Source organism: uncultured Bradyrhizobium sp., assembly GCF_964252615.1.
Taxonomy (GTDB): domain Bacteria; phylum Pseudomonadota; class Alphaproteobacteria; order Rhizobiales; family Xanthobacteraceae; genus Bradyrhizobium.
In genome coordinates, this window is sequence record NZ_CAXUNQ010000038.1 from 1 (window position 1) to 21488 (window position 21488).

Here is a 21488-nt window from a genome sequence, read left to right on the forward strand (position 1 = left end):
AGCGGGGATAGGTATACATTCACAAGTGCGTGAACGCCGCTTTGAGCTTCACAAGGCGGATCAGCGTCTCGATCGTAACACCTCAACCATTAAACCCTCTCTCGTCATGCGCGGGCTTGACCCGCGCATCCATCCATCTTCGCAAGAGTCGTTTCGAAGGCGATGGATTGCCGGGTCAAGCCCGGTAATGACGGCCGAGATATGTGCATATGGGTCAAGCCCGGTAATGACGATGAGATGTGTGAATCCAGTAGGGTCAAGCCCGTCAATGAGGCCGAGATGCGCTACGCCGCCGGCGCTGCGGTCTGCTGCATGCGGTGGAAGCGCAGCACCTGCTGGGCGGTGGAGGTGCGCAGCCGTTCGTAGGTTTGCCGGCAGGCTTCCAGGTTGGCGCGGTCCATGCTCGACAGCTCGTCGCGCATGTTGATGATCGCCTTCACCGTCGACCACGACATCCCCGACACTTTCGCCAGGATCAGCAGGCCCTCGGAGCGGGATTCCACCATCATGGTTTCGGCCACCGCGATCGGCACGCTGGCGAGCGCCGCGATCGCCGCGTTGGCTTCGTCGAACCGGCCGGCCTGGGCAAACGCCGCCACCTGATGTTCGTCGAGCCGGCCGTCTTCGTACAGCGATTTGACGAGCGCATGGGCGATAGCGGTTTCCCGCGTGATCGCCGATGGCGCCGAACGCGCGCGCCGCGTCGCCTCCTTCACCGCGGCCGAAACGTCGCCCGCCAACGGCGGATGGGCCGCCTCCAGCCGCGCCCGCACCGTGGCCGAGGCTTTCGCGATCAGTTTCAGATAATGGTGCCGCGGAATCGAAGGCCGCAATCCGATGCAGGTCGCCAGATTGTCGTCGCCTTCGGCGCGCGCCACCAGCCGGCCATATCCGCGCTCGGTGAATTGCGCCCCCGGATTGTTGACGGTGCTCCGCACCACGTCGTCGTCGCCGCGCAGGATCAGCACGTCGGTGACCGCGCCGCTCAGGCTTTTGCGCGTCGAGATCGCCATCAGATGCGCCTGGCTCTTGTTGCGGGCGGTTTCGATCAGCGCGTCGTCATCGAGCCGCTCCGACTGCGACAGCACAGGTGCCGCGACATCGATGAGATCGTCGAACGCCAGCGCGCGGATGGTCAGCGGCGGCGCGGTGCTGACCGGGGCGAGGCGGTCGGCCAGCAGCGCCTTGGCCGATGCCTCGATGTGCCGCATCAGGCAGTTGAACACGTCGTCGAACAGCGCGATCTGTTCGTCGCCGTAATCGACGGCGCCATTGAGGAAAAGATCGGTGACACGGCGCAGCGTTTCCACGCGGCGCGCGACGGTGCCGTGCGCAAGCGTGGTCTGCAGCTCGTCGAGCAGATCGGATGATGCGTGGGCGGATTTCGAACTCATGACTCGGTCCCGGGATTGAAGGCGGTGAATCAGGCGCTGGCGATGCGGTTGCGTCCTCGCGCCTTGGCGGCGTAAAGCGCGCTGTCGGCGCGCGCGAGAAGGGCGTCCGGGGCTTCGTTTGCGGCCAGGGTCGCGACGCCCGCGGAAATCGTCACGCGCATGCCCGCCGCAAACGCGCTCCAGTCGAGATCCGCGACGATCTCGCGCTGGCGGTCGAGAATGCGCGCGGCGACATCGTGAGGCGTATCGGGAAGGATCAGCAGGAATTCTTCACCGCCATAGCGGCCAAGCCGGTCGATGTTGCGGATATTGGCGAACACGGTGATGGCGAAAGTCCGTAACACTTCGTCGCCGGTCGGGTGCCCGTAGGCGTCGTTGACGCGCTTGAACCAGTCGAGATCGATCAGCGCCACCGAAAACGGAGTCTTGGTGCGATGGGCGCGGGCGATCTCGTCGTCCAGCATCCGCATGATGCAGCGCCGGTTGAACGAGCCCGTCAGTTCGTCCAGTTCGGCCAGCTCCTCGATCCTTTTGTAGGCTTCCTTCAGTTGCAGGCCGCGCTTGTACAGCGATTCACGCAGCGAACTGGCGAAGATGCCGAGAAACATGCAGCGTCCGATGGTGAGGACGAACACCAGCATGGTGGCGAACCGCTCGAGATAGGTTCCGTGCGGCATCGATATCGGCTTGTCGGTCAGCAGAAACAGCGCCGCCAGGCCGAACGCCATTGCGGCGAAGGTCATCGCGGTCTGCCGCGGCGTCGATCGCAGCGCGCTGAAGCTGAATACGACGAAAAGCGTGCAGAGAAACAAAAAGCCCGCCTCGGGCACGAGATAGCTGAACGCCAGCATGATCGCGAGGCTGGCGATCGACTGCTGCACGATGAAGTAATGATCCTTGAAGCGGTCGTTGACGCCGGCTTCGGACAGCGCCACGAAGCAGGCGACCGATCCGAGGCCGCAGATTCCAAATGCCGGCCCGATGGCGACCGCGACGGTACCGGCATAGGCGTACAGCAGCAGGATCGCGGCATCGATGACGTAGCTGACGCCGATCACTCCCAGCATCTGGCGTCGTTGCCTGGCGCGGCGGGCAAGCACTTTTGGCGTCGGCAGGCGATCGGCGCCATCCAGTGCGCCGGCAATCGGATTGGGGAAAAAGGAGACGGTCGTGCGCATCATTTCGCCGGGGCTGAACTGGACTGGGAACTTTAGGGAGAAAAGCCTTTAGGTTTGGTATCTTCGACCGTCATTGCGGCCGTCGAACCGCCGGTGGCAGCGTTGCACAACCAGATTCCTTGATTCGGGTTCAGTGTTATGATACCTTCGTATGTTCTGCCTGTATCTGTATCGTCTCGCTGGAGGGGCAAATCCGGCCGGTTTGGGAAGAAATTTGCCGTATTGTCGAACCTTCGGGCATGCCAACCCGACTACACTTGCGAGCCGACATTGAGCGCGACCCAAGCGGCGCTGGACCACGTCCTGGTCGCTCCGATCGCCAAGGCGACCGGCTCGCCATGCCGGTCCTATACCGGGGGCCCCCTGTCAGGATGACAGGTTCGGGGTGCGGCTTGCGCGGAACGAACAGAGCGCTGAAGCCTTATCAGCGAGGTTTCCCCGATGGCTGGCGTCAAGCGGACAAATTCGAAGGCGATCTGCCGCTTCCCCTGGCTGCCGGCCGCTACGCGATACGGCAGCCGGCGCCCAACGAGGTTGGCCATGATGGCGATGAACAAGAAAATTCTGAAGCAGGGGCCCGAAGAAATCGAGGCGCTGCTGCCGTGGCACGCCGCCGGCACGCTCGGTGCGCAGGACGCCCGCCGCGTCGCGGATGCACTTGCATCCGATGCATCGCTCGCCAGTCAGTACGCAGCGGTTCAACAGGAATATGCCGAAACCATCGCGCTCAATCAGAGCCTCGGCGCTCCTTCCGCGCGCGCGATGCAGAAGCTGTTCGCCGCGATCGATGCGGAGCCCGCGCGCAAGCCGTCGATATCGTCGCCCGGTATCTCCACGCGGATCGCGGCGTTGTTCTCCGGCCTGTCGCCGCGCGCGCTGGCTTATTCGGCCGTGCTGGGCGCGCTGGCGCTGCTGCTGCAGGCCGGCGTCATCGGAGCAATTCTGGCGAAGCTGCCGGCCGGTGCCTTTCTGACCGCATCGCTGCCGGGTCCAATGGAAGCCATTACGCGTGCGCCCGGACAGCAAACCGGTCCCCGCGCGTTTGTCAGGTTCGTTCCGGATGCGCGCATGGCCGACGTCACGGCATTCCTGAATGCGAATCAGGCTGCGATCCTCGACAGCACGGCGGGCGGCCTGTTGCGCCTGCAGTTCGGTAACAAACCGATGTCGCGGCAGGAAATCACAAGCCTGATGACCCGGCTGCAACGTGAAAAGATCATCGATCTGGCGGCCCCGGCGCAGTAATCCGCCGCAGCTATCGCGGCTGTCCAGGCCTTAGGCGGTACCGTGGCTTCGGAACGGCCTGCCGTCGGCGACGCCGGCCGGCCGCCGCTCAGTGTGCTTCGATGGCCGATCGGGCCGAAATCGCCGGGCAAAAAAGTCAAAAAAATTTGCGGTCGGTTTGAACGTCCGACGCCTTGCCGCGACCAATAGAGGTGGGAGCGGAAATCCCTCCCCAACGAGGCTATGTACGGCGCGAGCGCCCATCCACCCCAGCGCTTATATAGCTTGACCCGCCCGGTTGTCCCCCCGGGCGGGTCTTCTCGTTTGAGGAGACAATACGCGGCGACGTTGCGGACCAACGGATTTCCGCGCACCCCGCAATTCCTCTCCATGGCTGACTGGAATTGGGTGGAAAAGGCCACACCTGCAGCGCTTTCTGTCGATGGCCGCGCCGTTATTCGCGCCGTCGCTGGACAACGAAAAAGTTTTCCACAGAATATCGATCGAAACTGGAGTGATTCGTTGCGTCTGCGTCCGTTTTTCTCCTGGCGGACTTTTTCATGGCACGACGACCGAACGCCGCGCGCGGTCAGGAAATCCTCGACCGCTGGTGCGCGCTCGCCGAGCAGCGGCTTGAGCATCTGACCGAACTGTTCGAGAGCGGACGCTGGCGCCGTTATCACAGCGAAGCGTCGCTTCTGGAAAACATCCAGGAGGCGAAATCTGCCGTCGAAACCTGGCGCAGGCTCGCGACGCGCGAGGCGTCCCTCGACAATTCGGCTGTCGACATCTCCTGGCTTGACAGCCCCAGGCCGGTACCGCCGCGCCGAAATCCGCTGTCGAACTATTATGTCCTGCCACCGCCGCGGCGTGTTGAAGCCCGCGCCAAACCGGTCGCTGCCGCTCCGATCGGGGCCGAGATGGCGGTTTTGGTGTATATTCCGGAGCAGGCTGCGCCGCCACAGCAGCAAACAAATGCACAAGATGCCGCCATGGAAACCGTCACGCCCGCGGCGCCGATCGACGACGGCTGGCGGCAGGCGCTCGATCTCTCCGCGATGAAGGAGCGCTATCCGCTGCTGAGGAACGCGCTGTAACGCAGGCGCGTCGCCCCGGCCATCCACGTCTTTGCTTCACGTCAGAAAGAAAGACGTGGATGCCCGGCACAAGGCCGGGCATGACGGCGAGATGTGTGCATCCAGTAGGGCTTGACCCGGCAATCCATCCCTTCGAACGACTCTTCCGAAGATCGGTGAATACGCGGGTCAAGTCCGCGCATGACGCGATATGTGCATACGCTCGCGCGAAGGCGGAATCCATGATCTCTTGGACGCCATGTTCAACGTCGGCGGTTGCAAGAAAGCATTATCGCCGCACCGCATTGGTCCCTACTACGACCTGCGCGAAACGCTGGGCGCCGTCGGCGCTAAGATCGGGCGTCACCGGCCGCGCGTGATCGAGTCCGACCACGGCGCCACGCGGTGCCTGCGAAATCATGTTGTTGTTGACCAGGGCCGAGCCCGCGCCCGCCATCACCGAGACGCCGATGCCGACGAAGGCATTGCGGATCACGTTACCCGTGATGGCCACGTCGCGCAGGTATTTGCCCCAGCCGGCGACGATGCCGAACGACGGTGCGTTCTCGATGACGTTGCCGGTCACCGAGGTATCGGCCTCGACATAGATGCCGATTCCGGCGTCGTCGTCGGGCGCGGTGCCGATCGGACGCTTCGGCCTGAGGTTGCGGATGATATTGCCCTGCACCACCGCGATCCGGCCGCCTTCGTTGAAATTGCAGACCGAAACGCCGAGCGCCGCCCCGTCCACGCTGTTGTTGGCGATCACGGCGCCCTCGAACGAGAATTCGGAATACAGCGCCACCTCGCGAACATCGCTTACGCTGTTGCCGGTGATCTGGATGTTGGATGCAGAATTGCCGCGCACCGCGGAATAGTCGCAGTTGCGGATCCGGTTGCCACGCACGATGACGTTGCCGGCCCGGAACGCGTTGATGGCATTGCCATATTGCCCGGAGCCGCCGGGACCGGCCTTGATGTCCTCGATGCGGTTGTCGAGCACCATCGTGCCGTCGTCGCCGATCGACGTGCGCAGGATTTCGATGCCGTTGTCGTTGGTGTCCGAAATGGTGTTGTGCGAGACCAAAAGACCCTGCGCGTCAAATGACGTGATCGCCGTGACCGCGATCTTTGAGATGATGTTGCCGCGGATGTCGCCGGAGACGTTTTCCAGCCAGATGCCGTTGCCGCCGCTGCCGGTGATTTCGCAATCGGTGACGCGGATATCGCGGCCGGCCAGGCAGTGCACGAGGCCGCGCCGGTCCGGCAGCTTGATGCCGCCGCCGTCGAGCGTGAGGTTGGCCAGCCCGATGCTGCCGGCGCCTTCGCCCAGCAGCATCGACGGCCCGCCGGTGAAGACAAGTCTGGTCGCGCCGCGCACGCCGACCAGCTGGGTGCCGTTCGAGAGGCGCAGCATTCCGGTGCGATAGACCCCGGGCGGCAGCGCGAGCGGCATCTGCGCGCGAGCGGCATCGTCGATCGCGCGCTGCAATGCCCGGGTCTGGTCGTCGGGGCTGCCGGGCCGCACGCCATATTGCGAAGCGTCCCGTCCGAATGCCGAGGCCGGCGGCGCCGCGCGCGCGGCGTCCGGCGTCATCGCCAGCGCACCGGCAACGCCGGCCGCGGAGGCCCCCATCAGATGCCGGCGATTGACGTCCATGATTGCGCTGTCCTCGCGAGTGGAGCGCCAAGACGTAACGCAGAATTGCGGCCACGCATGGTGAAGGAAGGCAGTGCCAGGCCGATTGTTGCGAGTAGGGTTAATCGTTGACCAGTCTGCAGGGCGGGTTGGCGCCAAAGGCGCGTAACCCGCCTGCCGAATTCGCTGCGAGTCCATGACCGGTTACGGCGCTTCGTGCCTGACCCATCCTACGGACCAAGCATCGCTTGCCTTGTCAGTTTCACGGTCTCCAGCAGCATCGCTTCACCGGCGTCGGCCAGCTGTTCCAGCGTGATGCGGGGCACCGCGCCCTTGCGCGGCGATGCGCCGTCGCGCGCGACCGCGGGCACGTGGACGAATGCAGCGAGACGGGGGCCGCTGTCGCTGCCGACAGCCTCGATCGCGCGCCAGCTCAGGTAATTGCAGAGATAGCTGCCGGCGTCGCGCGAGGCGCGGGCATCGACGCCGGTCGCCGCAGCGGCGCGCAGCAGTTTTGCAGTATGCGGGCCGAACATTCTTGCGTCGGCATCGCCCGCGATCGAGCCCTTGCGCACGGTTGCATGGGCAGCGTCAGGCCATAGCAGGGTGACGGCGTTGCGGGCGCGGGTCTCGATCCGGACATGGGGCGTGCGGGTGGCGAGGCCGAACATCAATAGCGCGTGCGGCCGGTGCTGGGCCAGCAGCCGCGGCAGATCGCGATCGACGGCCTGGTACGTCACCGGAAAAATATGCCCGGTGAATTCGACGCCGGCGAAAGCGGGACGGCGCAAGCGCAGCAGCCGCGCGACCAGCGGCATCGTCGGATTGAACGGCGCGCCGGGAAACGGGCCGAAGCCGGTGATGAGGATGCGGAGGCGGGATTTTGTCATGGCCGGGGCAGGCCCCTACTGGATTTATACATCTCGTCATACGCGGGCTTGACCCGCGTATCCATCCATCTTTGCAAGAGTCGTTTCGAAGGGGATGGAGTGCCGGGTCAAGCCCGGCAATGACGGCGAGATGTGTGCGTATGGTAGGTCAAGCCCGGCAATGACGATGAGATGTGTGCATCCAGCAGGGGCAGGTCCGGCCAGGACGGTGAAAGAGAGGCTCACCGCAGCAGCTCCGCAATCTGCTCGGCGGCAAGCGCCGGCGAAATGCGGCCCTCCGCCACCTCGGCTTCGGTCTTTTTCACTTTCGCGCGCACGGCCGGATCGGCGCGCAACCGCGCCATCGTTCGCTGCTCCAGCATCGACCACATCCACTTCACCTGCTGCTCCCTGCGGCGCGCGGCAAAATCGCCGGACGCCTTCATCGCGCTGCGGTGATCGAGGATCTTTTGCCATAGCGCGTCGACGCCGGTTCCGGTCAGCGCCGAATAGGTGAGCACCGGCGGGTGCCAGTGTTCCGAGCGCGGCGACAGGATATGCAGCGCGCCGCGATATTCGGCCGCCGCGAGATTGGCACGCTTGACGTTGTCGCCGTCGGCCTTGTTGACCGCGATCATGTCGGCCAGTTCGACCAGGCCCTTCTTGATGCCCTGCAGTTCGTCGCCGGCGCCGGGCAGCATCAGCGCCAGGAAAAAATCGGTCATGTCGCAGACCGCGGTCTCGGACTGGCCGATACCAACGGTTTCCACCAGCACCACGTCAAAACCCGCCGCCTCGCACAACAGCATTGCCTCGCGGGTTTTGGCGGCAACGCCGCCCAGCGTGCCGGACGCCGGCGAGGGGCGGATGAACGCGCCGTCCGAGGTCGACAGCCGGGCCATCCGCGTCTTGTCGCCGAGGATCGAGCCGCCGGTGCGCGCCGACGACGGATCCACCGCCAGCACGGCGACCTTGTGGCCGCGCTCGATCAGCGACATGCCGAGCACGTCGATGGTGGTGGATTTGCCGACGCCGGGCGAACCGGTGATGCCGACGCGGATACCGTGGCCGGTGTCGGGCAGCAGCGCCTGCACCAGATCACGCGCCGCGGCCTGGTGATCGGCGCGCCGGCTCTCGATCAGGGTGATGGCGCGGGCCAGAGCGGCGCGGGAGCCTGCGCGGAGGTCGGCGGCGAGGGCGGTAATGTCGTGGGGAGCGGGGAGCGCGGCCATTGGTGTCGCTTCTAAAGATCGACGCGGGCGCGCGCCATAGAATGCTTAGTCTCTGCTGGCTTTGTTTCGGCTCTCCGCGAAAGCTTTCAGCGCGGGCAAATCGTTTTGAACGATATCCCAAACGGTATCTGCTTTCGTTGAATGATAAGCGTGCCGGAGAAGATTACCGAAATCGATTATCTCCCGCCAAGGAATACCTGGATCAAGCTGCTTGATGTCATCCGGCAGCTTCCGCGAAGCCTCGCAGACGATTTCCAACAATCGTTCGGTGATAAGGCGGATCGGGCGCTCTGAAAGAAATTGCTCGCGGGTCTTTCCGGCCAATGTTGATTCGATTTCCGCAATCGCCTCGAGGATATCAAGTAGCCGATCCTCCACACTTGGCGGCATTCAGAACACCTCGGTCAAATCGTCGGCGATGCGCTCAGCCACTCGCGGTTTCAACGAATCGCGGATCGCGACCTGGACCGGAAGACCGGTCGCATCCTGGCACATAAGGCTAACTCCGGTCAGGTTTTTCCATCCAAAAGTTGCGGAGGAATCGGTCTCGATCAGGACGTCAAGATCGCTGTCAGGCCGCGCGTCGCCGCGCGCGCGCGAGCCGAAGATTGCCAGCCTTGTAACGCCCTCAGCCTTGATCGCGGGCGCAATCTCGCGCAGCCTGGCGATGATTTGCTCTAATGTGATGTCGGCAATGTCGTCCATGGTTCGATAGTAGCACATTTACGCGAGACGCATCCTCACTCCGCCGCCTCGCTGTGCCCCAGTCTCGCATTGAGCTTGCGGATCAGCTCCTCGGCGGCGTCCGCAATCACCGTGCCCGGCGGGAAGATCGCCTCGGCGCCGGCCTTGTACAGCGCCTCGTAGTCCTGCGGCGGCACCACGCCGCCGATGATGATCATGATGTCGTCGCGGCCCTGCTTCTTGAGCGCGGCCTTTACTTCCGGCACGGCGGTGAGGTGGGCTGCCGCCAGCGACGACAGCCCCAATATATGCACGTCGTTCTCCACCGCCTGCCGCGCCGCCTCGTCGGCGGTGGCGAACAGCGGCCCGATATCAACGTCGAAACCGACGTCGGCAAAGGCCGAGGCGATCACCTTCTGGCCGCGGTCGTGGCCGTCCTGGCCGATTTTTGCGACGAGAATGCGGGGACGGCGGCCTTCGGCATCCTCGAAGGCGTCGATCAGCGCCTGCACTTTCTCGACGCGATCGGACATGGTGGACGCCTCCCGCTTGTAGACGCCGGTGATCGATTTGATCTCGGCGCGGTGCCGGCCGAACACCTTTTCCATCGCATCGCTGATTTCGCCGACGGTGGCCTTTGCCCGCGCTGCGTCGATTGCGAGCGCCAGCAGATTGCCGTTGCCGTCGCCGGCACTGCGGGTCAGCGCTGCCAGCGCCGCATCGACCCCGGCCTGGTTGCGCTCTTTCCGCAGCCGCGACAGCTTGTCGATCTGCAGCCGGCGCACGGTGGAGTTCTCCACTTTCAGCACGTCGATCGGCGCCTCATCGACCGGCCTATATTTATTGACGCCGATCACCGCCTGCTTGCCGGCGTCGATCCGCGCCTGGGTCTTGGCGGACGCTTCCTCGATACGCAGTTTCGGCACGCCAGCCTCGATTGCCTTGGCCATGCCGCCAAGCGCTTCGACTTCGCTGATATGACCCCACGCCTTTACGGCGAGGTCGTGGGTCAGGCGCTCGACATAAAATGAGCCGCCCCAGGGATCGATGATGCGGGTGGTGCCGCTCTCCTGCTGCAGGAACAGTTGCGTATTGCGCGCGATCCGCGCCGAGAAATCCGTCGGCAGCGCCAACGCTTCGTCAAGCGCGTTGGTGTGCAGCGACTGGGTGTGGCCTTGCGTCGCCGCCATCGCCTCGATGGTGGTGCGCATCACGTTGTTGTAGACGTCCTGCGCGGTCAGCGACCAGCCCGAGGTCTGGCAGTGCGTGCGCAGGCTCAGCGATTTCGGATCCTTCGGATTGAACTGCGTCAAGAGCTTCGCCCATAACAGCCGCGCGGCGCGCATCTTCGCCACTTCCATGAAGAAGTTCATGCCGATCGCCCAGAAGAACGACAGCCGCGGCGCGAAGCGGTCGACGTCGAGGCCGGCGGCGAGCCCGGCGCGAAGGTATTCGACGCCGTCGGCCAGCGTGTAGGCCAGTTCGAGATCCTGGGTCGCGCCGGCTTCCTGCATGTGATAGCCGGAAATCGAGATCGAATTGTATTTCGGCATTTTTTGCGAGGTGTAGGCAAAAATGTCGGAGATGATCCGCATCGAGGGCGCCGGCGGGTAGATGTAGGTGTTGCGCACCATGAACTCTTTCAGAATGTCGTTCTGAATCGTGCCCGAAAGTTTTTCCGGCGGCACGCCCTGTTCCTCGGCGGCCGCGACGAACAGCGCCAGAATCGGCAGCACCGCGCCGTTCATGGTCATCGACACGCTCATGCGGTCGAGCGGAATTCCGGAGAACAGCGTGCGCATGTCGTAAATGGAATCGATCGCCACCCCGGCCATGCCGACGTCGCCGGTGACGCGCGGATGATCGGAATCGTAGCCGCGATGGGTGGCGAGATCGAAGGCGACCGAAAGGCCTTTTTGGCCGGCGGCAAGGTTGCGGCGGTAGAACGCGTTGGAATCTTCCGCCGTCGAGAAGCCGGCATATTGCCGGATCGTCCATGGCTGGTTGACATACATGGTGGGGTAGGGGCCGCGCAGATAAGGCGCGATGCCTGGCCAGGTTTCAAGGAAGTCAATGCCATCAAGGTCGGCTTCGCCGTAGCCGGGTTTTACCAGGATGCCTTCGGGCGTAAGCCAGGGTTCGGCATTGCCGCCGGCCACGGCCGGAGCGGTTTTCTCGAACGCGATTTCAGCGAAGTCGGGTATGCGGGTCATCTATTTCTTCCGTCATGGCCGGGCTTGTCCCGGCCATCCACGATTTGTTTTCCTGAAGCCAAGAAAGACGTGGATGCCCGAGACAAGCCCGGGCATGACGCGTCTATATTTCGTGCCGACAATATCATGATTTCGACCCGCTCAGTCATGGTCCGGATGCTGGTAGTTGGCGATTTCACCGAGCTTTTCCGGGCCGTAATTCTGCAGCGTGGTCTTGCTCGGCAGGTTGACGATGGTGCCGATCCAGCCGAGCCGCGACTCGGTCCCATATTGCAGCGTAGGCACCACCATGTCCGGCCGGTCGAACGCGCCGGTCATGATCTCGATCCTGGATCCGCTTATGCGGCGGAAACTGAGCGGCGTTCCGCACGCCGCGCAGAAATCACGCTCGGCCATCGACGACGACCGGAATGCCGCGGGCTTGCCGCGGGTCCAGGCAAACTGTTCATTCGGAATGTCGGCGAATGCGGCGAACGGCGCGCCGCTCGCCTTCTGGCACATCCGGCAATGACAGATACTTATTCGGACCGGGGCGGCCGACAATGCAAAGCGAACGGCGCCGCACTGGCAGCCGCCGGTCAGAACGGGTTTGGCGTCCGATGCCATGCTCACTCCATCCGTTCGTAAGCCGCCCGCAGCGTTGCCAGCGCATCGCCGCCCGCGAAGATGAAATCGTCGACGCCGGCGGCGCGCAACGCGGCTTCCTGCGCGCCGGGCCGTCCCGCCAGATAGATATGTTCGCCGCCGGCGGCTTGAAGGGCTTTCGCCGCGGCGGGCGCCTGCTCGGTATAGACCTTGTCCGAGGAGCACAGGCAGGCCATTGCGGCGCCTGAGGCCTGGAACGCGGCGGAGAGGGCGGCCGGATCGGCGAATCCCTCCGTATCCATGGCCTCGATGCCGCCGGTTTCGAAAAAGCTTTTGGCAAACGTCGCACGCGGGGTAAAATCTGCAGGCGTGCCGAGACTGGCGAGAAAGATTTTCGGCCGCGCCCCGGTTTTTTTCAGAATTTGGTCGGACCTGTCACGCAACTGCTCGAACGGCGCGGCAAGCCGGATCGGCCGCAGCGGGTCGAACCTGATCCCGGCCTCGCCGGGGCGTTCCATCGCAACCGGCTTTGCATCCAGCACGGCGACGCACGCCTCGTGAAGATTGGGAAATTCGCTGGCGCCGGTCAGGACTTCCTTGCGCCGGGCGATATCAGCCTCGCGGATCGCGCGAGTCGCTGCGACCTTGCTCTGGATCAGGTTCTGTTCAAGCGCCGCGACGATGCCGCCGGTCTTTTCGATCTCCTGAAACAACGCCCACGCCGCTTCGCAAAGCTGCCGGGTCAATGTCTCGATGCCGCCGGCGCCGGCGGCCGGATCGGCGACCCTGGCGAGATTGGATTCCTCCAGCAGCACCAACTGGGTGTTGCGGGCCGCGCGCCGCGCAAATCGGTCCGGCAATCCCAGCGCCAGCGTATGCGGCAGCAAGGTGATACTGTCGGCGCCGCTGAGCCCGGCGGCGAATGTCGCGACGGTTGCGCGCAGCATGTTTACATAGGGGTCGCGGCGGGTCAGCATCCGCCACGCCGCCTCCGCGGCGATGACCGGGTTGGCGGGCGCGAGGCCGCAGCTTTGTTCGACCCGCGCCCACAGCAAACGCAGCGCGCGGAATTTTGCCATGGTCAGGAATTGATCGGCGTCGGCGACCAGTCGGAAAGATATCGCTGCACGGGCAGCATCCAGCGCGATGCCGCCGGCCTCCAGCGCGCGCAGAACCATGACCGCAACGGCAAGCGTGAAAGCGAGTTCCTGCACCTCCGATCCGCCGGCGTCATGGACAGGACGGCCGTCCGCCAGCGCGAACGGCCCCTTGAAGCCGCGGTCCATCAGGACGTGGATCATTTTTGCGAAAGGGGCCGCCATTTCCGGCCACGGTGCCGGCGCCGCGCCGCGCACGGCCATGGTGCTTAGCGGTTGATAGTTGAATCGTATGTCGACGTTTGCAGGGTCGAGGCCGCGGGCCTCGACGAGATCGGCGAGGTTCATGCCGGCATTGTCGCGGCCCAGCACCGGATTGAGCGCAATGGCTATCCCGGCGTCGAATATGATGCCGTCGAATACGAGCGCCAGCGTTTCCCTGGTCGCGTCCGCAATGCCGAAGCCGCGCGCACCCGGCCCGCCGGCAAATTCGAGCTCTAGCCCATTGGCTCCGTTTTCGAGGTCATGCAGCGCCTGCGCATTGGCTTGTGCCGCATCCGGATGATCGATGCGCTGCATGATCAGCCAAGGCGCCGCGGCGGCGGCAATCGGCGCGGCGTTGCGGGCGCGCGGATAAATCGGCTGGATCGCCAGGCCGTCATAGGTCCGGGCGACGAGTTTCTCGAACGGCGCGCCCTTTAGCACACCATCGACCAGCATGCGCCAGTCGTCATAGCTCGCAGGCTGAAAGTCGGCGGCCAGCCGCAGGTCGTCAGGTCCAGATGTCATTCGGCGGGTCGCTCCCGGAGCGAGGTTTGCTCTCAACTCTCTGTTGCCCGGAAATTGCCACGTGAGGGCCGCCAATACAATGTCAGCCGAGGCCGGGCAGCCGCTCGATCCCCTCCGTTGAAAGATGCATAAGCGCTTCCCGCACGGTGCGCCCCGCAATGACACGGTCCGGCGCAATCTCCGCCAGCGGCACCAGCACGAAGGCGCGCTCGAACCAGCGAGGGTGAGGCAGTGTCAGTTCCGGCCTGTCGAGGACGACGTCGTCGTAGGCGATCAGATCGAGGTCGAGGGTGCGCGGACCCCAGCGCTTTTCCTGTTCCCGGTCGCGGCCGAACTTTTTCTCGATTCTGTGCAGCGTAAACAGCAGCGCGTGGGGATCGAGGGTGGTTTCGATCTCGATGCAGGCGTTGATGAAGCCGGCCTGCCGTTGCTCGCCCCAGGGCGGGGTTGCGTAATCGGAAGAGCGCGCGAGCAAGGCCGCCTGCGTCATGCCGCAGATGTGGGCGATCGCCTTGCGGAATGTGATGCGGACATCGCCGACATTGCCCCCAAGCGCGATCAGGACGTCGGCCATGCCGGTTATTTTCGCGTACGGGTCAGGACCACGCCGACGTCGTCGAAGATTGCCGCGATCGGCGCGTGCGGCTTGTGCACGGTGATCTTGACCATGCTGACGCGCGGAAATGCCGCCAGAACGGCGTCGGCGACGGCGCCGGCGGCGCGTTCCAGCAGCTTGTAATTGGCATTCTTGAACGCCGCGGTCGCGGTCGCCACCACGCTGGAATAAGAAACCGTATCGATCAGGCGGTCGGTGCGCGACGAATCGGAAAGGTCGATCGCCAGTTCGAGGTCGATCACGAAGCGTTGTCCGACCTCGGTTTCGTGGTCCATCACGCCATGACGTGCGTGGATCACGACGCCGGTGATGAAGATCGTATCGGTCATCGTCGGTCCTCGATCGCCTGCGCCACCCGAAGCGCCTGTACGGTTTCCGGCACATCGTGGGTGCGAATGATCCGCGCGCCGTTCCTCGCGGCCAGCACATGCGCGGCGATCGAGCCGCCGAGCCGCCGATGCGGCTCCGAAGGCGCGATCGTGCTGATGAAGCGCTTGCGCGACGCCCCCACCAAAAGGGGTAAACCGAATCTGCGCAATTCGTCGAGCCGGGCCAGCGCCGTCATGCTTTGTTCCGGCGTCTTGCCAAAACCGATGCCGGGATCGAGGACGATATGGCTGTCGGGAATCCCGGCCTGCGCCGCGATCTCGAGCGAGCGGGCAAAAAAGCCGGCGATATCCTTCATGATGTCGATGGTCGGGTCGGCGCGGTCGCGGTTGTGCATCACGATGACCGGCACCCCGTACGCCGCGACCACCCTGGCCATGTCGGGATCGCGCTGCAGGCCCCAGACATCGTTCGCGATCGCAGCGCCGGCCGCAAGCGCCCACGCCACCACCGCGGACTTCATGCTGTCGATCGAAACAGGGGCGCCAAGGGCGATCACGCCGTCTAGCACGGGCTGCAGCCTTTGCAGTTCTTCCTGCGCGGAAATCGGCCGCGCGCCGTAGGGCCGGGTCGATTCGGCGCCGATGTCGATGACGTCGGCGCCCTCCGTGATCATGTACCGGGCCTGCTCCAGCGCCCGCTCCGGTACGACAAACTGCCCGCCATCCGAAAAAGAGTCCGGCGTGACATTGAGCACGCCCATCACCGCCGGAATGGGCCGCGACAGCAGCGCGGTCAGCACCGGATGATCTGCCGCGGCAGGTCTGGAGGTGGTCGCGATCATAGCGGTCGCTTTGCGCGGTCCCACCATCGGAGTCAAGGCGCTGACAGCGCGGAGCGGTGTGCGTTCACCGCTCCCGCCCGCGGGGAGAGGCCGGATCGCATCGATGGATGTGATCCGGGTGAGGGGACCCTCAGCGAGTCCGACTGCCGGGAGAGTCCTCCTTATCCGAAGCCCTCGCTGCGCTCCGGCTTCGGCCTCTCCCCGCAGAAGGGCGGGATAAGCCATCCACGGCGCTTCGTGCCAACTCGATTCTCTAATAGGTGATCTTCGGCTGCAGCTTGCGGGCCTTCTGGATGATTTGCTCGACCGACTTTTCCGAAGGCAAGACGTGAACCAGCTTGCGCTTGGTATTCACGTCCTTCATGTTTTGCGCCAGGCGTGCCGGATTGCGCAGTCCTAGTTCGCGTACGGTGGTCACGCCGGCGGCGCGCAGCAGTCCGGTCTTGGCCTTTCCCATGCCGGGGATGCGCATGTAGTCGCAAATATTGGCCCATTCGAGTAGTTGCTGCTCGCCGATTCCGGTGGCTGCCGACAGCTCCTTGCGGCCCTTTACCGTACGCGCGGCTTCAAGCAGCGCTTCCGTCGTGCGAATGCCGAGCTTTTTCAGTTTGGATGCGGCGAAGGCGGTCATACCTTCGATCTGCGAGAGCGGATATGTCATGATGCTCGATATGATAAGGTGCTTAGATAAACGTGCTTGAAACAAGGTGCTTCAGGCGAACTGGCTGAGGCCCGGCGTCCCCGAAATGATCTCGCCCATCTGATCCGCCCCAATTTTGTCGCGGCCGAACTTGAAAAGTTCACGGGCGACGTTCTGGATTTCGCCCATGTTTAGACCTAGCCCCATCAGCCTGCTGCCGAGCGCCATCAGGCCGCCGCCCATCAGTCCACTGAGACCGCGGCCGCTGTTCGAAGCTTCTACCGCACGTTCCGCGCCGGGAATCTCGTCGATCAATGCCTGAACCTTGTCGGAGGGGCCCTCTCTGCGGAGGAAACCCAGAACGATACCGATGGTTTTTTCAGCGACAGCTCTATCGATGCCGGCCCTTGCAGCCAGCTGCTCCACCAGTTCGTCCATATTGGCCCGCCCTCAGCCGGTTGTTACCGGGATCCTTGTTTGTATTTTTATCTTGGTCTTGTGCGATCCGAATTACAAGCGACCAGCGTACGGGGACGCAGATTCATAATCGATCGCGCCGCGAGTGTTGCAGCGATGCAAGAGCGATCACGAAATTCATGCTGGTTTTGCCGCGGCGAGCGAGCGTGAAAGCCGTTGACCGGTTTCGCCGGGCTTGCAAGATGAGTTATGGGTGACGGCGCCTGATGACCGAAGCTCCTCCTGCACGCGATGAGGCGATCGATGGCAACGACCGAGACAAAAACCGGCGATACCGCCGAGAAAATTTTCATAGGCAAGGGCGAACAGCCGGCCTGGCTGACGCTCGGGCTTGCAAACCGGCACGGTCTCGTGACCGGAGCCACCGGAACCGGAAAAACCGTCTCGCTTCAGGTGATGGCCGAGGGATTTGCCCGCGCCGGAGTTCCCGTGTTCGCCGCCGACATCAAGGGCGACCTCTCCGGCATCTCCGAAGCCGGGGAAGCAAAAGACTTTATCCTCAAGCGCGCCAGGGAAATGGGCCTCAGCTTCCAGCCTGACCAGTTCTCGACGGTGTTCTGGGACGTGTTCGGCGCGCAGGGCCATCCGGTTCGCGCAACGGTTTCGGAAATGGGACCGCTGCTGCTCTCGCGCATGATGGATTTGAACGACGTTCAGGAAGGCGTGCTGAATATCGCCTTCAAGGTCGCCGACGAGCAGGGACTGCTGCTGCTCGACATGAAGGACCTGCGCGCTATTCTGTCGTTTGTCGCCGAGCATGCCGCCGATCTCACCACGCAGTATGGAAACGTCTCGAAGCAGACCGTCGGAACCATCCAGCGCCAGCTCCTGGTGCTGGAAAACCAGGGCGCCGACAAATTTTTTGGCGAGCCGGCGTTGTCGCTGAAGGATTTCATGCGCACCGACGGCGACGGCCGCGGCATGATCAACATCCTGGTAGCCGACAGGCTGATGCAGAGTCCGCGGCTCTACGCCACCTTTCTGCTGTGGATGCTGTCGGAGCTGTTCGAGGAGCTTCCCGAGGCGGGCGATCCGCCGAAACCCAAGCTGGTGTTCTTCTTCGACGAAGCGCATCTGCTCTTCAACGACGCGCCGAAGGCGCTGATGGACAAGATCGAGCAGGTGGTACGCCTGATCCGCTCCAAAGGCGTCGGCGTCTATTTCGTCACCCAGAATCCGGTCGATGTGCCGGACAAGGTGCTGGCGCAGCTCGGCAACCGCGTGCAGCACGCCCTGCGGGCGTTCACGCCGCGCGACCAGAAGGCAGTGGCGGCCGCTGCGCAGACTTTCCGGTCCAATCCGAAGCTCGACACCGCGAAGGTCATCATGGAGCTCGGCAAGGGCGAGGCGCTGGTGTCGTTCCTAGAAGGCAACGGCACCCCGGCGATGGTCGAGCGGGTCATGATCCGGCCGCCGACCGGGCGGATCGGGCCGATCACGCCGGAGGAGCGCAAGGCGATCATGGCCGGGAGCCCGGTGAAGGGCAAATACGACACCACCATCGATTCCGAATCCGCCTACGAGGTGCTGCAAAAGCGGGTCGCGGGAAGTGCGGCAGCGGCGGATGGCGCCGGCGGAGGCGTTCTCGGACAAATCGGCGCCATCGTCGGGACCATCTTCGGCACCAACGTCTCGCGCGGCAAGTTGTCGACCGGGCAGTTGATCGCCCGCAGCGTCACGCGCTCGGTCACCAACAAGGTGGTCGGCGGCGTGGTTGCCGATCTCGGCAAATCGGTGGGCGGCTCGCTCGGCAGTTCGGTCGGCCGCTCTTTGGTCCGCGGCGCGCTCGGCGGGCTGCTGCGGCGATGAATTCTATAACCTCTCCCCGCTTGCGGGGGAGGTGCAGGACCGTACCGCAGGTCAGCCCTAAGGCGTGGTCACGATCGTGCGCAGCTCGTTGACATAGCCGGTCCGCGCCACGAAGGATTCGTTTTCCTCCACAATCACGATCTTGGCGTCGCGCAGATGCGCGACGTCGGCGTCCTTCAAGTCGCGTTGCAGTTCGCGGTAGGGCGAGCCTCCGAAACGGCCGAGCCGCATGTAGTAATAGACGTTCAATCTGGACAGGCAATTATCCTCGATCAGAATTTGCCCGGGGAGATGGCTGAAGCTCGAGCCGACCAGGGCGGCGTCGATCGATCGTGCCGGATGATCGGCGCACGAAACCGCGGTCTGGAACTTCACCTTCGGCGTCAGATAGGACAGCGGCGGAAAGAACACGTTGAGCAGATCGACGAGGTCGCGGTCGACGCCGCTGGCGACGCCGGACAGGGTGTAGGTGAAGCTGAAGGGCGGCACCAGTTCGCGGCCGGCCTGCCGGTTGACGTCCTCGACCACGGCGGTTGCGGCCCGCGCCCCGCCGATGTCGTTCCAGTGCACGCCGCCTTGCGGAAACAGCTCGACCTCGTATTTTCCTTTGAGCGAATGGATCAGGCCCGCGGTATCGACGACGTCGATGCCGGCCTGCCGCAGCAGGCCGACATATTGCGGAACGAGCTGCGTTCGCGCCGCCGGCGTGCTCGGGCAGGGCACCCGGTCGACAAAGTATTCCGGCAGGTGCGCGGCTTTTGACGGCGTCACCAGATACAGGAAGATGGCGCCCCGCGCGCGATAATAGTTTTGGATGTCCTTCAGCTTCGGGATGATATCGGCGGCAAATCTCGCGGCCTGGTCGTCGGTACGCGCGCAGTATTCCTCCAGGTAGGATCGCTCGATCAACTGGCCGTTGGCGCCCCTGACCACGTAAGGCGCGGTCAGTTCGCCGAACAATTCCAGACGAATCTCATTGTTGATCCGGATCAGAAGCGGACGAACCGGCATCGCGTCGGTGACCCGGCCTGCGACCGCCTTCTGGAAACTGCCGTCGCGCAGCGATGCCCATGACAGCATCACGGGCGCCTCGCGGGTGACTCCGCCGAGCTTGGGTCCGATCCGGATCGCGAGCGACGGATGGTTCGGCGCCACCGCGAGATTCCAGGCGCTCGCCAGCGGCAGCGCGAGCAGAAACAGGCAGAACAGCGCGCGCACGAGGGGATGAGAGAAGGAAAGCCGGCTCATCGTCAGAACCTGAAATAGATGAAAGGCTGGAACGGCACCGTCACCGCCCGCGCGATCGCCAGCACGTAGATCACGACCAGAGCGGCGACAGTCGTCCCGCGCAGCAGGGTCCGCATTTCATGGGCGTGCGCCAACGGGCCGTACAGTCTAGTCGCGGGCAGCAGCGAAATGAATACGCCGAGGATCAGCGTGAACGGCACTTCCGCGGGGATTTCCAGCGCGGCTGCCCCTTGCGACCGACCGCCCAGCGCGCTCAGAAACGAAACCAGGTGCGCCGGAGAATCGGAACGGAAAATCGCCCAGCCGATCATGACGATGAAGAGTGTGATGGCAGTTGCGATCGTGCGCCCGCAGCGGGCCATCGCATCGCGCAGAAACAGCCGGTCGAGGGTGAGAAACAGGCCGTTATAGGCGCCCCATAGTATGAAATTCCAGCTTGCGCCGTGCCACAGTCCGGAGGCCAGGAAGCAGACCCAGAGATTGAAATAGGTACGCGCGCCGCCGCGCTGGTTGCCGCCGAGCGGCACATACAGATAATCCCGGATCCAGGTCGTGAGCGAAATGTGCCAGCGCCGCCAGAACTCCGTCATCGACTGCGCAATGTAGGGCGCGTTGAAATTCTCTTTCAGGCGGAATCCGAACATGCGCGCCAGCCCGATGGCCATGTCCGAATAGCCGGCGAAATCGAAATAGATCTGCAGCGTGAAGCAGGCGAGGCCAAGCCAAGCATGGCCGGCGCTCAAGGTCGCGGGATCGGCCGCGAAAATCTGGCTGACGAAGGAGCCGAGCGGATCGGCGATCAGCAGCTTGCGGCCGAGACCGCGGGCGAAGCGGAGAAATCCGGTCTGGAAATCGCTCCATCGGATCGCCGGGGGTGCGGCGATCTGGTGCTTCATCTCGTGATATTTGAGGATTGGTCCGGCCAGCAACTTTGGAAAGAACAGCACGAATAGGCAATAGTCCGCAAATGACGCCGCGGGCCGCGAAACTCCACGATACGTGTCAACCAGATATGTGATCTTTTCGAACACCACAAACGACACGCCGATCGGCAGCGCCAGGTGCAGCAGCGCGATCCGGCCGGCGCCGGCGGGCGCGAGCACGGCATTGATATTGTCGGCGAGAAAGTCGGCGTATTTATAGACGATGAGAATGCCGAGATTATTGGCGACGCCCGCGGCCAGCGCCAGCCGCCGCGTGCGCGCCGGTGCCGGATCGCTCAAGTAGAACGACAGCGCATGGTCGATGGCGGCGGATGCGAACAACACCAGCACGAACAGCGGTTCGCCCCACAGGTAAAACAGCGTGCTGGTACCCAGCAGCGCGGCTTTCTTGGCCGAAGCGCCTGACGCCAGCAAATAGAATGCATAGACCGCCGGAAAGATCGTCAAGAATAGCGGCTCGTAAAAAAGCATATGAAACCGGCGTGTTATCCCGGCGAAACCAGCGATCAGCGGCGCGACAGACGATCATGGGTGAAGCAGAATTTTCCGTGCAAGTCCAGTTGAGCACGCCGTCGCGCGGTTGGTTTGCAGCCCGTTTCCTTT

At 63.7% G+C, this 21488-nt stretch carries 20 protein-coding genes; 3 read left to right on the forward strand and 17 right to left on the reverse strand.

Annotated features, from left to right (window positions below):
* Nucleotides 1-284: 284 nt before the first annotated feature.
* Nucleotides 285-1394, reverse strand: a complete 1110-nt coding sequence (locus ACFE72_RS17285) for a DUF2336 domain-containing protein (protein ID WP_375414344.1) — start codon at nt 1392-1394, stop codon at nt 285-287.
* A 29-nt stretch (nt 1395-1423) separates the two neighbouring features.
* Entirely contained in the window at nt 1424-2572 is a 1149-nt protein-coding gene (locus ACFE72_RS17290) for a GGDEF domain-containing protein (RefSeq protein ID WP_375414345.1), read from the reverse strand.
* 540 nt (nt 2573-3112) lie between these two features.
* Between ACFE72_RS17290 and ACFE72_RS17295 the strand changes: the two genes are divergently transcribed.
* Nucleotides 3113-3817, forward strand: coding sequence for a hypothetical protein (locus ACFE72_RS17295; protein WP_375414346.1), 705 nt, complete (start codon nt 3113-3115; stop codon nt 3815-3817).
* Nucleotides 3818-4356: 539 nt separating this feature from the next.
* Complete coding sequence (locus tag ACFE72_RS17300) at nt 4357-4893, forward strand: TIGR03809 family protein (RefSeq protein ID WP_375414347.1); 537 nt, start codon at nt 4357-4359, stop codon at nt 4891-4893.
* Between the two features lie 268 nt (nt 4894-5161).
* On the opposite strand, the gene ACFE72_RS17305 is transcribed toward ACFE72_RS17300, so the two are convergent.
* The 13 genes from ACFE72_RS17305 to ACFE72_RS17365 all read right to left on the reverse strand — a co-directional run bounded on the left by ACFE72_RS17305 (nt 5162) and on the right by ACFE72_RS17365 (nt 16845).
* Nucleotides 5162-6532 carry a TIGR03808 family TAT-translocated repetitive protein gene (locus ACFE72_RS17305; protein ID WP_375414348.1) on the reverse strand — a complete coding sequence of 457 codons (1371 nt, stop codon included), beginning with the start codon at nt 6530-6532 and terminating at the stop codon, nt 5162-5164.
* A 209-nt stretch (nt 6533-6741) separates the two neighbouring features.
* Nucleotides 6742-7401 carry a pyroglutamyl-peptidase I gene (locus ACFE72_RS17310; RefSeq protein ID WP_375414349.1) on the reverse strand — a complete coding sequence of 220 codons (660 nt, stop codon included), beginning with the start codon at nt 7399-7401 and terminating at the stop codon, nt 6742-6744.
* 221 nt (nt 7402-7622) lie between these two features.
* Nucleotides 7623-8612: a methylmalonyl Co-A mutase-associated GTPase MeaB gene (gene meaB / locus ACFE72_RS17315; protein WP_375414350.1), complete on the reverse strand. Its 990-nt coding sequence runs from the start codon at nt 8610-8612 to the stop codon at nt 7623-7625.
* A gap of 45 nt (nt 8613-8657) precedes the next feature.
* Nucleotides 8658-9002 (reverse strand): DUF86 domain-containing protein, encoded by a 345-nt coding sequence (locus ACFE72_RS17320; protein ID WP_375414351.1) that lies wholly within the window; start codon nt 9000-9002, stop codon nt 8658-8660.
* Complete coding sequence (locus tag ACFE72_RS17325; protein ID WP_375414352.1) at nt 9003-9335, reverse strand: nucleotidyltransferase family protein; 333 nt, start codon at nt 9333-9335, stop codon at nt 9003-9005.
* A 17-nt stretch (nt 9336-9352) separates the two neighbouring features.
* Entirely contained in the window at nt 9353-11509 is a 2157-nt protein-coding gene (gene scpA / locus ACFE72_RS17330) for a methylmalonyl-CoA mutase (protein WP_375414353.1), read from the reverse strand.
* A gap of 141 nt (nt 11510-11650) precedes the next feature.
* Nucleotides 11651-12115, reverse strand: coding sequence for a GFA family protein (locus tag ACFE72_RS17335; RefSeq protein ID WP_375414354.1), 465 nt, complete (start codon nt 12113-12115; stop codon nt 11651-11653).
* A 2-nt stretch (nt 12116-12117) separates the two neighbouring features.
* Entirely contained in the window at nt 12118-13980 is a 1863-nt protein-coding gene (locus ACFE72_RS17340) for a methylmalonyl-CoA mutase family protein (protein WP_375414355.1), read from the reverse strand.
* Between the two features lie 82 nt (nt 13981-14062).
* Nucleotides 14063-14554, reverse strand: coding sequence for a 2-amino-4-hydroxy-6-hydroxymethyldihydropteridine diphosphokinase (gene folK / locus ACFE72_RS17345; protein ID WP_375414356.1), 492 nt, complete (start codon nt 14552-14554; stop codon nt 14063-14065).
* Nucleotides 14555-14559: 5 nt separating this feature from the next.
* Entirely contained in the window at nt 14560-14925 is a 366-nt protein-coding gene (gene folB, locus ACFE72_RS17350; RefSeq protein ID WP_375414357.1) for a dihydroneopterin aldolase, read from the reverse strand.
* Entirely contained in the window at nt 14922-15767 is an 846-nt protein-coding gene (folP, locus tag ACFE72_RS17355) for a dihydropteroate synthase (RefSeq protein ID WP_375414358.1), read from the reverse strand. Before folP ends, folB begins: the two co-directional genes overlap by 4 nt.
* 253 nt (nt 15768-16020) lie before the next feature.
* Complete coding sequence (locus ACFE72_RS17360; RefSeq protein ID WP_375414359.1) at nt 16021-16428, reverse strand: DUF4332 domain-containing protein; 408 nt, start codon at nt 16426-16428, stop codon at nt 16021-16023.
* A 51-nt stretch (nt 16429-16479) separates the two neighbouring features.
* Nucleotides 16480-16845 carry a DUF2267 domain-containing protein gene (locus ACFE72_RS17365; RefSeq protein WP_375414360.1) on the reverse strand — a complete coding sequence of 122 codons (366 nt, stop codon included), beginning with the start codon at nt 16843-16845 and terminating at the stop codon, nt 16480-16482.
* Nucleotides 16846-17127: 282 nt separating this feature from the next.
* Here ACFE72_RS17365 and ACFE72_RS17370 point away from each other — a divergent pair, with 282 nt between their 5' ends.
* Complete coding sequence (locus ACFE72_RS17370; protein ID WP_375414361.1) at nt 17128-18693, forward strand: helicase HerA-like C-terminal domain-containing protein; 1566 nt, start codon at nt 17128-17130, stop codon at nt 18691-18693.
* Nucleotides 18694-18750: 57 nt separating this feature from the next.
* On the opposite strand, the gene ACFE72_RS17375 is transcribed toward ACFE72_RS17370, so the two are convergent.
* Nucleotides 18751-19941: an alginate O-acetyltransferase gene (locus ACFE72_RS17375; RefSeq protein WP_375414362.1), complete on the reverse strand. Its 1191-nt coding sequence runs from the start codon at nt 19939-19941 to the stop codon at nt 18751-18753.
* A 2-nt stretch (nt 19942-19943) separates the two neighbouring features.
* The gene (locus ACFE72_RS17380; RefSeq protein WP_375414363.1) at nt 19944-21356 is read right to left on the reverse strand and encodes an MBOAT family O-acyltransferase; all 1413 of its coding nucleotides are present in this window, start codon (nt 21354-21356) and stop codon (nt 19944-19946) included.
* Between the last annotated feature and the right edge of the window lie 132 nt (nt 21357-21488).